The sequence below is a fragment of the Caulobacter sp. 17J80-11 genome (assembly GCF_014349105.1).
Lineage (GTDB): Bacteria > Pseudomonadota > Alphaproteobacteria > Caulobacterales > Caulobacteraceae > 17J80-11.
Genome location: NZ_JACSJI010000025.1, coordinates 32,849 through 45,250, shown reverse-complemented (window position 1 = coordinate 45,250; position 12,402 = coordinate 32,849). Strand labels below are relative to the sequence as shown.

At 70.5% G+C, this 12,402-nt stretch carries 10 protein-coding genes; 7 read left to right on the top strand and 3 right to left on the bottom strand.

Annotated features, from left to right (window positions below):
- Positions 1 to 666: 666 nt before the first annotated feature.
- Both H8B08_RS18350 and H8B08_RS18345 read right to left on the bottom strand, forming a co-directional pair.
- Entirely contained in the window at positions 667 to 1,095 is a 429-nt protein-coding gene (locus tag H8B08_RS18350) for a CBS domain-containing protein (protein ID WP_187451646.1), read from the bottom strand.
- 162 nt (positions 1,096 to 1,257) lie between these two features.
- A complete protein-coding gene (locus H8B08_RS18345) occupies positions 1,258 to 1,944 on the bottom strand; it encodes a rhomboid family intramembrane serine protease (RefSeq protein WP_370545531.1) in 687 nt (228 codons plus the stop codon).
- Positions 1,945 to 2,148: 204 nt separating this feature from the next.
- On the opposite strand from H8B08_RS18345, the gene hfaA reads away from it, so the two are divergent.
- The 6 genes from hfaA (at position 2,149) to msrA (ending at position 10,648) form a co-directional block, all read left to right on the top strand.
- Positions 2,149 to 2,589: a holdfast anchoring protein HfaA gene (gene hfaA / locus H8B08_RS18340; protein ID WP_187451644.1), complete on the top strand. Its 441-nt coding sequence runs from the start codon at positions 2,149 to 2,151 to the stop codon at positions 2,587 to 2,589.
- A complete protein-coding gene (gene hfaB / locus H8B08_RS18335; protein ID WP_304516292.1) occupies positions 2,573 to 3,601 on the top strand; it encodes a holdfast anchoring protein HfaB in 1,029 nt (342 codons plus the stop codon). Before hfaA ends, hfaB begins: the two co-directional genes overlap by 17 nt.
- The gene (gene hfaD / locus H8B08_RS18330) at positions 3,528 to 4,751 is read left to right on the top strand and encodes a holdfast anchor protein HfaD (protein WP_255500943.1); all 1,224 of its coding nucleotides are present in this window, start codon (positions 3,528 to 3,530) and stop codon (positions 4,749 to 4,751) included. Before hfaB ends, hfaD begins: the two co-directional genes overlap by 74 nt.
- Before the next feature lie 112 nt (positions 4,752 to 4,863).
- Positions 4,864 to 7,824: a pitrilysin family protein gene (locus tag H8B08_RS18325; protein WP_187451642.1), complete on the top strand. Its 2,961-nt coding sequence runs from the start codon at positions 4,864 to 4,866 to the stop codon at positions 7,822 to 7,824.
- Between the two features lie 176 nt (positions 7,825 to 8,000).
- Entirely contained in the window at positions 8,001 to 10,016 is a 2,016-nt protein-coding gene (locus H8B08_RS18320) for a S9 family peptidase (RefSeq protein ID WP_187451641.1), read from the top strand.
- A 113-nt stretch (positions 10,017 to 10,129) separates the two neighbouring features.
- A complete protein-coding gene (msrA, locus tag H8B08_RS18315; protein ID WP_187451640.1) occupies positions 10,130 to 10,648 on the top strand; it encodes a peptide-methionine (S)-S-oxide reductase MsrA in 519 nt (172 codons plus the stop codon).
- Between the two features lie 126 nt (positions 10,649 to 10,774).
- On the opposite strand, the gene H8B08_RS18310 is transcribed toward msrA, so the two are convergent.
- Positions 10,775 to 11,632 carry a hypothetical protein gene (locus H8B08_RS18310; protein ID WP_187451639.1) on the bottom strand — a complete coding sequence of 286 codons (858 nt, stop codon included), beginning with the start codon at positions 11,630 to 11,632 and terminating at the stop codon, positions 10,775 to 10,777.
- 157 nt (positions 11,633 to 11,789) lie between these two features.
- Between H8B08_RS18310 and H8B08_RS18305 the strand changes: the two genes are divergently transcribed.
- Complete coding sequence (locus tag H8B08_RS18305) at positions 11,790 to 12,329, top strand: PAS domain-containing protein (protein WP_187451638.1); 540 nt, start codon at positions 11,790 to 11,792, stop codon at positions 12,327 to 12,329.
- Positions 12,330 to 12,402 lie beyond the last annotated feature (73 nt).

The window sequence follows — 12,402 nt, the reverse complement described above, 5'->3', positions numbered from 1 at the left end:
CGCCCGGTGGCGGCGAGGAGGGCGGCTTTTATTCCGCCCCGTTTTCCGTGTCAAGCAGTTCTTTTTGAAGAAGAACCACTTTTCACTTTTCGCTCCGGCCGGATGCTTCCGGCCTTTGCGAGGAGCGGCGTTTCTATTGAAGCGCCGATCCAGTGTCAAGCAGTTTTTCTTTCGAAGAACCTGCTTTTCACTTGCCGCCAGAACCGAAAACTTCCGGATCTAGCGGAGAGCGGCGTATCTACTGATCCGTCGCTCCAGTGTCAAGCGGGCTTTTCTTTCGATCGACCCGCTTTTTACTTCACCGCGTTATCCGAATACTTCCGGATCCCGCGAGGAGCGGCGTATCTATTGATCCGCCGATCCGGTGTCAACCGATCCTTTTCAGGAAATTTGCGCCTCCCCGGCGAGCCGGAATTCAGAACGCAAAAGTCGTCGCGGGCGCCGAGGAGCTACCCCCAAAATCCGGACGATTCGATTGAGGCTGGGGACGATAGCGAAAGCGCGCAACGGCCGCAAGAGGCTTGCTACCCCTTTCGGCCGACCGGCGCCGCCCGTCCCCGAGCGAGGGGCGGATATACGGACCCGCTCGCCGCCACGCAAGGCGCCTCAGCGCGACATTTTGGAACCGAACAATTCCGGGCGGGCCTCCGCCCTCCCCCGCCCCGGTCAGCCGTGCACGATGTAGTGCTTCAGCGTCTCGGCCTCGAGCACGGTCTCGGCGATGCGGCTCTTCACCAGGTCGCCGATCGAGACGATGCCGCAGAGCTTCTCCTCGCGCATCACCGGCAGATGGCGCACCCGCCGGTCGGTCATCCGCCCCATCAGCTCGTCGACCGTCTCGGTCGGCAGGGCGACCAGCACCTTCTTGGTCATATATGTGCGCACCGGGCGCTCGAGAGCGGGGGCCCCGTCGTCGGCCACCGCGCGCACCACGTCCCGTTCCGAGAATATGCCGACCACGCGGTCCTTCTCGAGAACCAGCAGCGCGCCCACCTTGCGGGCCTGCAGCTCGCGCGCGGCCTCCTGGAGCGAGATGTCCGGGGCGCAGGTGAACACCTCGTCGCCCTTGGCCTTCAGTATCTCAGTGACGAGCATGCGGCGCCTCCCGAGCGTGCCTGGAGCCCTCCCGTCAGCGGGGAACGTCCGAAACGGGCCGGAAGGCTCCAATTTTTTGCGTCAGAAGCGCGCTCGCGCCTGGCGGGCCGCGCTCCGGCGTCCTCTTCACGTGATCGAGGTTCGCCCAAAGCGGCGTCGGAATCAATTCGTGCCGGCGAACGGATCGGCGTCGTCGACGAGCGGCCGCGGCCGGCGCGCGAACAGGGCCGCCCACGGGCCGATCAACAGGACGCCGGCGAAGAAGCCGACGATGTGCGCCTCCCAGGCGATCGCCTGGCCGGCTGATCCGGGCGCGAAGCCGACCACGCCGACCAGCAGGTTCACCGCGATCCAGGCCGCGCCCATGCCCACGACCGTGCGGCTGAACACCGGCCCCAGCCGCCCGCGCCCTTCCAGCAGTCGCGCGGCCGCGCCCATCAGGCCCGACACAGCCCCCGACGCCCCGACCATCACCACCTCGCTGCCGGGATGCAGGAGGGCGTAACCCCAGCTGGCCAGCACGCCGCACAAAACATAGAAGGCGAAGAAGGCCAGCGCGCGCGGCGGCGACTGGCCGAACAGCCGCGCCACCGGCACGCCGAAGGTGAAGGCGCCGACCGCGTTCAGCGCCGCATGGGCCCAGTTGCCGTGCACCAGCAGGGCCGTGAACAGGCCGATGGTGCGCCCCTGCTCCAGGTCGCGCGGCGCCAGGCCGTAGATCTGCTGGACCTGCTGGTTCAATTCGAGCGGCAGCGACGCCTGCCAGGCGTAGCCGCCCAGGATCAGGGCGGCCAGGGCCACCGGCGGCCAGGGCGCGCTGAAGATCGGCTCGCCTCGCCTGCCGCTCACCACGCCCTCCTGCATCGGCCGACCTTGTCCTTCCTTAAAGCGTGCGCGCCCCGCGCCGGTTTCGCCCGGAGTCGAGCCGTTTGGGTCAGGCCCATTTGGCGAGCGCGATCCGAATCTCAAGCCGTCTCATAAGAACCTCGTTCGACTTTGGCACGCCCGTTGCTGTCGAAGGCATCAGGAATTCGCCCGACGGGGGAGACGTCCATGTTCGAGACACCACGCCACGCGAGCGCCGCGGCCCTGGGCGCCCTGGCGCTGGCGCTGTGCGCTTCCGGGGCGGCCGCCCAGTCGATGTCGTCGACCTCGGCCGAGTACAACGCCGGCTACGGCCGCACGCCGGGCCAGGAGAACCGCCCGGTCAACCCGTCCACCCGCGACGCCAACGGCAACCGGGTGATCGTCGACGGGGTGATGCAGATCGGCTCCGACCAGAGCGTCTACGCCCGCGCCTCGGCCTTCGGGGCCGGCGACGCTTACGCGGGAGCCGGCGCGCTCGGCGGGGCCACCGCCATCGGCAACAACCTGTCGGTCATCGTCCAGGGCTCCTGGAACACGGTGATCATCAACTCCACCCAGATCAACAACGGCGACGTCGTCGCCGGCGCCGACCTCAACGGGAGCATCGACCTTGACGGCCCGCAGTGATTTCAAGCGCCGCCTGCGCGCGCCCGCGGTCCTGGCGGTCGCCTCGCTGGCGCTGACCGCCTGCGTCTCGCCGGTGGCGGGCCCGAGCGGCGTCTACGCCCAGCCGATCGGCAACGCGCCGGTCACCGCCAACCCGACGCCGTACTCCGCCGCCCTGGTCTGCCTGGGCGACTATGCCCGTCGCCACAACCTGCCCTCGCCGCGCATCGCGGTCGGCCGGATCAGCGACTACACCGGCAAGGAAGAAGCCGAGGGCGGACGCAAGGTGACGCAAGGCGCCTCGCTCATGGCCATCTCGGCGCTGGCCAAGTCCGGCGCGCGGCTGGTCGAGCGCTACGACACCTCGGTGTCGGAGCTGGAACTCAAGTACGCCAACAACAAGCTGATCACCGACGAGGCCCTGGCCACCCCGGGCCAGCCGCAGAGCTATCGGAAGATCACCTCCGGCCAGGTGCCCGGCTCCGACTTCTATCTGGTCGGCGGCGTCACCGAGCTGAACTACAACATCCGCTCGGCCGGCTTCGACGTCGCCGGCGGCGAGAGCGCGACCAAGGGCCTGAAGGGCGTGGCGCGCGGGCGGACCTTCGTGATGAACGTCGGCCTGGACCTGCGCCTGGTCGAGACCCGCACCCTCGAGGTGGTCGACGTGGTCTCCTACCAGAAGCAGATCATCGGCCGCGAAGTCAGCGGCGGCCTGTTCGACTTCTTCGACGGCAACGTCATCGACATCTCCGCCGGCGAAGGCGGGCTGGAGCCGGTGCAGCTGGCCGTCCGCGCCGTGGTCGAGCGTGCGGTCGTCGAGATGATGGCCAACCTCTACGGAGTCGGCGGCCCCGAAGCGTGCCTCGACGCCGCCAACGACCCGCTGGGCGGGCGCACCAACACCGCCGGCGTCACCGGCGCCTTCATCCCGGCCTACGACAATCTCGGAACGAACAATGCCGCGACCCGTCAGGACCCTTCTCGCTGGAACGCTGATCGCGACGACAACCTTCGTCGGGGCCGCTACTAGCCAGAGCCTGGACAGCGAGCAGGTCCAAACCGGAGACGTGTTCTCCGGCCAAGCCCTGAACGTCGTCTCGGTCGACGACCAGGTCACCGGCGCGACCACCGCCACCGGCAACGCCCTGTCCGGCGCGGTGCAGAACGGCCGCCTGCAACTGCGCTCTGACCAGCAGCTGCGCGCCCGCGTCGACGCGACCACGACCATGAGCGCCGGCCAGGTCGGCGGCGCGACCACGCTGGTCACCACCGCGGTCGGCAACACCGGCGACGTTGCGGCCTACCGCGCGGACCTGACCGCCGACGTGGCCCAGACCACCGGCTCGACCTGGATCAACGCGCGGAGCGACATCAATACGCCGGCCGGCCGCTACCTTGGCGGCGCCGGCGTCTCGACCACGGCTCTGGCCAACGCCCAGGCCTTCGGCGTCGAGAACGGCCGCGCGACCTACGCGGTCGAGCAGGTCAGCGGCGCGCAGGTCGACGCGGCCACCAGCGCCACCGTGCAATACGTCCCGGCGCCGGCCGCCTTCACCACCTCGGCGGTGTCGAACAGCGTCTCCGCCAGCGGCGCGAACGCGGCCCAGGAAGCCCGTGTCGTCCAGCGCACCAGCGGCGGCCCGCGCACCCAGGCGGTGACCCAGGTCGCCGCCGGCAACGCCTGGAACCTGGCCGGGACCGCCACCGCCGCCGCCAACACCGCCACCGTCGCCAACCAGGGCGGATCCCTGGTCGCCGCCTTCGACCAGACCAACGGCGGCGCGGTCCTGGCCCAGTCGAGCGTCAGCGCCTACGACTTCGGCGCGGCCTCCTCCATGGCCTACGGCGTCGGCAACTCGTCCGTGGCCAGCAACAACGACGTGGTCGTCACGGTCGACAACCTGCAGCTCAACACCGGCGGGGTGGAGGCGGCGTCCGAGTTCACAGGCCACGCCGGTTACGACGGCTACGCCTCGGCCACCGCCATCGGCAACGCCACGACCGGCTACGCCTGTTCGGAATGCGCCGGCGTGCTGAACGCGACCAGCCGCCAGATCAACGACGCCGACATTTCGGCCAGCGCCTCGATCAACATCACGGGATCGAACCGGGCCGTGGTCGGCACGTCCACCGCCATCGGCAACACCGCGAGCTTCTATGTGAGCAACCCGGGCGGCTGACTTCGCGCCGGCTTCGAAAGCGTTCCCGCGCCCCAATGCAATTTCGCCGCAGCGCCTTGTATCGGCCACGCCGTCCGGTCACTTTCGCGCGGTCGGAGGAGACGAGACGTCCATGAACGACCTCAAACGCGTGCTCGCGGCCGCCCTGATCGCCGGATCGACGTCCGGGTGCGCCATGGTCGAGCGCGTGTTCCATTCCGACACGCCCGCCCCGACCCGCACCGCCGAGGCCCCGGTTGCGCCGAAACCCGCCGCGCCCGCGCCCGCGCCCGCGCCGATCGTGGCCACGCCGGCGCCGGCCGCGAAGACCGTATGGGCCCAGGACGGCAGCGATCTCACGCCCGATCCGGCCGTACGCTACGGCGTGCTGCCCAACGGCATGCGCTACGTGCTGATGAAGAACGCCACCCCGCCCGGCCAGGCGTCGCTGCGCCTGCGGGTCGACGCCGGCTCGCTGAACGAGCGTGACGACCAGCTGGGCCTGGCCCACTTCATCGAGCACATGGTGTTCAACGGCACGACCCAGGTCGCCGAAGGCGACATGGTCAAGATCCTGGAGCGCGCCGGCCTGGCCTTCGGCCCGGACACCAACGCCTTCACCTCGTTCGAACAGACCGTCTACCAGCTGGACCTGCCCAAGACCGACGAGTCCACCGTCGACACCGGCCTGTTCCTGATGCGCGAGGCGGTCGGCGAGGCGCTGCTGAAGTCCGACGCCATCGACCGTGAGCGCGGGGTGGTGCTGTCGGAGGAGCGCACCCGCGACGGCCCGGGCATGCGCATCGCTCACGCCCGCTACGACTTCCTGCTGAAGGGCCAGCTGGCGCCCAAGCGCTTCCCGATCGGCTCGACCGAGGTGATCAAGAACGCGCCGCGCGAGCCGCTGGTCGACTTCTACCGGGCCTACTACCGCCCCGAGAACACCACCCTGGTGGCGGTCGGCGACTTCGACGTCGACGCCATGGAGGCCAAGATCAAGGGCCGCTTCGCCAGCTGGACCGCGCAAGGCCCGGCCGGCGCGAAGGCGGACCAGGGCCAGCTGGCCCCGCGCGGCCAGGAGGCCGAGGTGGTGGTCGAGCCCGGCGGCGCCTCGACCGTGCAGATCGGCTGGCTGAACCCGCCGGACCGCGATCCCGACACCAAGGCCGACCGGCGCAAGGCGCTGATCCGCCAGCTGGGCTTCGCCGTCCTGAACCGCCGCTACGAGCGCCTGGCCCGCGCCGGCGAGCCGCCGTTCCTCGGCGCCGCCGCCTATCGCTACACCGAGCTCGACTCCGCCGACGTCACCCTGCTGACCATGACCACCCAGCCCGGCCACTGGCGCGAGGCGATGACGGCGGCCGAGCAGGAAGAGCGCCGTATCGTCAAGTACGGCGTGCTGCAGGAAGAGCTGGACCGCGAAATCTCCGAACTGCGCGCCGCCCTGACCCAGGGCGTGGCCGGGGCCGCCACCCGCCGCACGCCGGTGCTGGCCGCCGGCCTGGTCGACGCCGTCGACGACCACGAGGTCTACACCTCGCCGGCCGACGACCTGGCCCTGTTCGAAGAGACGGTGAAGGGCCTGAAGGCCGCCACCGTCTCCGAGACGCTGAAGGCCCAGTTCGCGGGCCAGGGCCCGCTGGTGTTCGTCACCTCGCCGACCCCGATCGAGGGCGGCGAGACCAAGGTCGCTCAGGCCTTCGCCCAGTCGCAGACCGCCGAGGTCGCGCCGCCGACCGCCGTCAGCGCCAAGACCTGGGCCTACACCGACTTCGGCCCGGCCGGGAAGGTCGCCGAGGAACGCGACGTCCTCGACCTGGAGACGACCTTCGTCCGCTTCGAGAACGGCGTGCGCCTGACGGTGAAGCCGACCAAGTTCCGCGACGACCAGATCCTGGTCTCGGTCCGTGTCGGCGACGGCTATCTCGACCTGCCGAAGGATCACGAGACCTCGGCCTGGGCGACCAGCGCCTCCTTCACCGAAGGCGGCCTCGGCAAGCTGACCGCCGAAGAGATGGAGCAGGTGCTGGCCTCCAACGTCTACGGGGCCAGCCTGTCGCTGGGCGAGGAAGCCTTCACCCTGTCGGGGCGCACCCGGCCCGAGGACTTCGCCCTGCAGATGCAGGTGCTGACCGCCTACCTGACCGACCCGGCGTGGCGGCCGGAGCCGTTCCAGCGGGCCCGCACCTACGGCGCCACCCTGCACGCCCAGCTGGAATCCACCCCGGGCGGCGTGCTGGGCCGCGAACTGGCCTCGCTGGTCAAGAACGGCGACCCGCGCTGGGCCTTCCCCAGCCGCGAGGAGATGGCCAAGTCCAGCCTGGACGAGCTGAAGTCGCTGGTGTCCGGCCCGCTGCAGAACGGCCCGATCGAGGTGGTGATCGTCGGCGACGTGAACCTGGACGAGGCGATCCGCCAGACGGCGCTGACCTTCGGCGCCCTGCCCGCGCGCCATCCGGTGGCGCCGGCGGCCGACGCCGCCAAGGTGGCCTTCCCGGCCCCGAACGCCCAGCCGCTGCGCTTCACCCACAAGGGCCGCGCCGACCAGGGCCTGGCCTACGTCGCCTGGGCCACGCCCGACTTCCCCAGCGACCCGCAGCGGGCGCGGACCCTGCGCATGCTGGAGCGCGTGCTGGACCTGCGCCTGACCGAGGAGCTGCGCGAGCACCAGAGCGTGACCTACTCGCCCTCCACCGCCTTCGAGTCGTCCTGGACCTTCCCGGGCTACGGCTACCTGTCGGCCTCGATCGAGGCGCCGCCGGAGAAGCTGGACGGCTTCTTCAAGGACGTGGCCAAGATCGCCGCCGACCTGCGCGCCAAGCCGCCCACCGCCGACGAGATGGACCGCGCCCGTCGCCCGCGCGTCGAGGCGCTGGAGAAGGCCAAGGCCACCAACGAGTACTGGCTGGGCCAGCTCAGCGGCGCCCAGACCGACCCGAAGAAGCTCGACGCCATCCGCGCCTCGATCCCGGGCCTGGAGCGGGTCACCCCCGCCGACGTGCAGAAGGCCGCCCAGGCCTACCTGACCGACCAGTCCTGGAAGCTGGTGGTGGTGCCGGAAGCGCAACTCATGAAGGCTGGCGCGACTAAGTAGGCTGCCTGCCGAACTGGTCCCCGGCGCGCTGAAAAGCGGCGCGCCGGGGCCAACCCCAGCCTGCATGAACGCGATTTAACCCCGGCGCGCGCATCCGTGCGGCCGCGCGCGCGCCTCTCACTCCCGGGGGCGGCGGACGATCGGCGTTCGCCCCGCCGACGGGGAATAAGAACAACATGCGTCTCATGCTCGCCGCCGCGATCACGGCCGGCCTCACCGCTTCGTCCGCCGCCGCCCTGGCCGCGCCTCAGCAGCCGCCGCTCATCCCGCGCGAGGTCTTCTTCGGAAATCCCGAGCGCACCCAGGCCAAGGTCAGCCCCGACGGCCAGTGGCTGTCGTGGGTCGCGCCGCGCGACGGGGTGCTGAACGTCTGGGTCGCGCCGGCTTCCGATCCGACGGCGGCCAGGCCCCTCACCCAGGAAAAGAACCGTCCGATCCCGCAGTACTTCTGGGCGCCGGACTCCTCGATGATCCTGTTCATCAACGACGCGGGCGGCGAAGAGAACTTCCACCTGTACGGCGCCGACGTCGTCACCGGCGTGGTCCGCGACCTGACCCCGTTCGAGAACACCCGCGCCAACCTCTTCGGCATCGTCCGGCACGTGAAGGACCGGCTCCTGATCGGGCTGAACAACCGCGATCCCAAGTGGCACGACCTCTACAGCCTGGATCTGAAGAGCGGGAAGCTCACCCTGGTGCTTCAGAACGACGGCTTCGCCGACTTCACCGCCGACGGGACCCTCACCCCGCGCATGGCCTCCAGGCCGCGCGAGGACGGCGGCACGGACTTCTACCGGATCGAGGGCGGCAAGCCCGCCGCCAAGCCGTTCGCCAGCATCGGGCTGGAGGACTCGCAGACCACCTTCCCGGCCGGCTTCTCCGACGACGGCAAGACCCTCTACTGGATCGACTCGCGTGACCGCGACACCGCCGCCCTGACCGCCCAGGACTGGGCGACGGGCAAGGTCACGGTGCTGGGCCAGGACGCCCGCGCCGACATCGGCGACTACATGACCGACCCGAAGACCGGCCGGATCGACGCCTACAGCGTCAACTACCTGACCGAGACCTGGAAGGGCCTGAACGCCCGCACCCAGGCCGACCTCGCCTGGCTGGCGGACCGCCTGCACGCCACGCCGCAGGTGACCTCGCGCAGCGCCGACGATTCCGTCTGGGTGCTGAGCGCCGACCCGGTGACCGCGCCGACCGCCTTCTACAAGTTCGACCGCAAGACGAAGACGCTGACCAGGCTGTTCGTCACCCGGCCGCAGCTGGAAGGCGCCGAGCTGGCGGCCATGCGCCCGATCGAGATCCGCTCGCGCGACGGCCTGGTGCAGGTGTCCTATCTCACCCTGCCGCCGGGCTCCGACGCGAACGGCGACGGTTTGCCCGACAAGCCGGTGCCGCTGGTGCTCACGCCGCACGGCGGGCCCTGGGGGCGCAGCAACTACGGCTTCTCGCCGAGAACCCAATGGCTGGCCAACCGCGGCTATGCGGTGCTGTCGCCCAACTTCCGGGCCTCGGCCGGCTTCGGCAAGAAGTTCATCTCGGCCGGCGACCTCGAATGGGGCCGCAAGATGCAGGACGACCTGGACGACGCGGTCGACTGGGCGGTCAAGCATGGTGTCACCACGCCCGACAAGGTGGCGATCTACGGCGGCTCGTACGGCGGCTATGCGGTCCTGGCGGGCATGACCTTCACGCCGGACCGCTACGCCTGCGGCATCGACGAGTACGGCATCTCCAACATGGAGACCCTGCTCTCGACCCTGCCGCCCTACTGGGAGTCGCTGAAGGCGCAGTTTTACCGGCGCATGGGCGACCCGACGACGGAAGCCGGCCGGGCCCTGCTGAAGGAGCGCTCGCCGCTGTGGAAGGCCGGCGACATCAAGGCGCCCCTGCTGATCGGCCAAGGCGCCAACGACCCCCGCGTGCGCCCGGCGGAGTCCGAGCAGATCGTGGCCGCCCTGACGGCGAAGAACATCCCCGTCACCTACCTGATGTTCCCCGACGAAGGGCATGGCTGGCGCCGGCCGGAGAACAACATCGCCTTCACGGCGGCGGCGGAGAACTTCCTGCAGCCCTGCCTGGGCGGCCGGGCCGAGCCGATCGGCGAGGCGATCCGGGCCTCGTCGATGCAGGTGGTCCAGGGCCAGGCTCACGTGCCCGGCCTGGCGGCGGCGGCGAAGTAAGCCGAAGCCCGGAGCCCCCGCGCCGCACGGCGCGGGGGCTTGCGGCCGGCGGCGGCGGCCCAATCTGTCGAGGGACGGCCGTCACCATGGCGGCCTCGACCGAAAGGAACGCCATGTCCACGACCGAGCGCGCCGTCCTCGCCGGCGGCTGCTTCTGGGGAATGCAGGACCTGATCCGCCGCCGTCCCGGCGTGATCTCGACCCGAGTCGGTTACAGCGGCGGCGACGTGAAGAACGCCACCTACCGCAACCACGGCACCCACGCCGAGGCGATCGAGATCGTGTTCGATCCGGCGGTGACCAGCTTCCGCGACCTGCTGGAATTCTTCTTCCAGATCCACGACCCGACGACGCTGAACCGGCAGGGCAACGACGTCGGCCTGAGCTATCGGTCGGCCATCTTCTACACCAGCGACGAGCAGAAGCGGGTCGCCCTGGACACGATCGCCGACGTCGAGGCTTCCGGCCTGTGGCCCGGCAAGGTGGTCACCGCGGTCGAGCCGGTCGGGGATTTCTGGGAGGCCGAGCCCGAGCACCAGGACTACCTGGAGCGAATCCCGAACGGCTACACCTGCCACTTCCCCCGCCCCGACTGGAAGCTGCCGCGCCGCGCCGAAGCCAAGGCGGGCTGAACGCCCACGAAAAAGCCCCCGCGCCGGAAGGCTCGGGGGCAGTTTCGCACTCAGGACAATGTCGACGGAGAGGGTCGACGCCCGCATCCTGGCCCCTAGGGCCTGAACCGGGCCTGAACCGGGTATTTACCGGACGATCCCGCCCACCCCGCCGTCGAGGCTGATGCTCAGCGAGGAGCCGGCCGACGCCCTGGCCGACGCCGAGGCGGAGGCTTCCGTCTCCTCGCGGCGGTAGGTCTCGGTTCGGGACATGGTCAGCACCTTCACGCCGGCGCCATAGCGGCGCAGCAGCGACCGCTCGTTGCAGTCGCGCGCCGGCTTCTGGGTGCGGCAGGCCACCTGGCCGCCCGGCGAATGATAAAGCGCCTCGCCCTTCACGCAGGCGATGGTCTCGCCGCGGTCGAAGCTGAGGGCCTCGGAATAGTCGGCCACCGTCGCCTGCATGCGGCTGCCGGCCAGGCAGCGGAAGATCTCGCCGTCATAGGTCTCGTCGACCTCGCGGTCCGGGCGGACCTGGGAAGCCGGGTGCGGCACCGCGCGGTCGTCCAGGCAGACCGCCTGGATGGCGACGCGCCTGGTCACCGTGCGGGTCGAGACGGCGGCGACCGCGTGCGCGCTGGCCTCGGCTTCGGCCTGCGTCTCCACGTTCAGGCCCTGGATCAGGCCGGGCTGGGGCTGGTCGACGTACCAGGACGAGCCGCCGCCGATGAACATCACCCCGCCCGCCGACGCGCCGGCCGAGGCGCTCGCAGAAGCGGAGGCCGAGGCGTTGACCACCACCGCGCCGGAAACCACCACGTTCACGCCGGGCACGTTGACCGTGTGCCCGCCCGTGCAGCAGGGCGTCGAGGGCGGCGGAGGCGGCGGCGGCGGGGCGCAGCACGGCGGCGTCGGCGTGCAGCAGCGCGCCGCGGCCGGTCCGGCCAGGGCCAGCAGCGCCAGGCCCGCGGCGGCGGCCAGCCAGGTGTTGAATCGTGCGAGCATGCGTGCCCCTCCGAAACTCTCCCGGAGGCCTCAGCAAAATCCGGACCGCGCCACATTCGTGGTTAAGGCCCCGCGAGGCCTGCAACAAAGCCAGAGCGGCGCCGTTATGCCCGCTCGCGGTCGGGTTCTTGCGAGTCCCCGCCTACAGGAGGGCCGGGTGTTCCATACCAACACACAGCGGGTGATCGACTACTGGCGCAGCCTGCGGACCGGGCCGTCCGCGCCGTCGCGCGCGGCCTTCGACCCGATGGTCCTGCACAAGCTCCTGCCTCAGGTGTTCATGGTGGGACGCGGCCCTGGCGGCCTGCCGCTGCGGCTGGCCGGCGACGAAGTCATTCAACTGCACGGCCGCTCCCTGCGCGCCGCGCCCTTCCTGTCGATGTGGGCCTCGCCCAGCCGCGCCGCCGCGCGCGACGCCGCGGTGGCCGCCGTGCGCGGGGTCGAGCCGGTAGTTATCATGACCGAGGGCCGCACCCAGGCCGGCGACCGTCTGGGGCTTGAGATCCTGCTGGCCCCGCTGGTCGGTCCGTCCGGCGTGGTCGACCGGCTGCTGGGCCTGCACCAGCCGACCACCGGGACCGAAGTCCTGGAACAGCGCCCGCTCACCGAACTGCACGCCCGCCTGACCGTCTACGCCGGCGGCGGCGACGCCAAGCTGGCCGCGTCGGTGTCGGAAGCTGGGCGGCTGAGGGCGTAACCCCTCTCCTCCCTTGCGCCCCGGGGGAGGGGGACCATGCGAAGCATGGTGGCGGGGGGGGGGGAACCGCGCC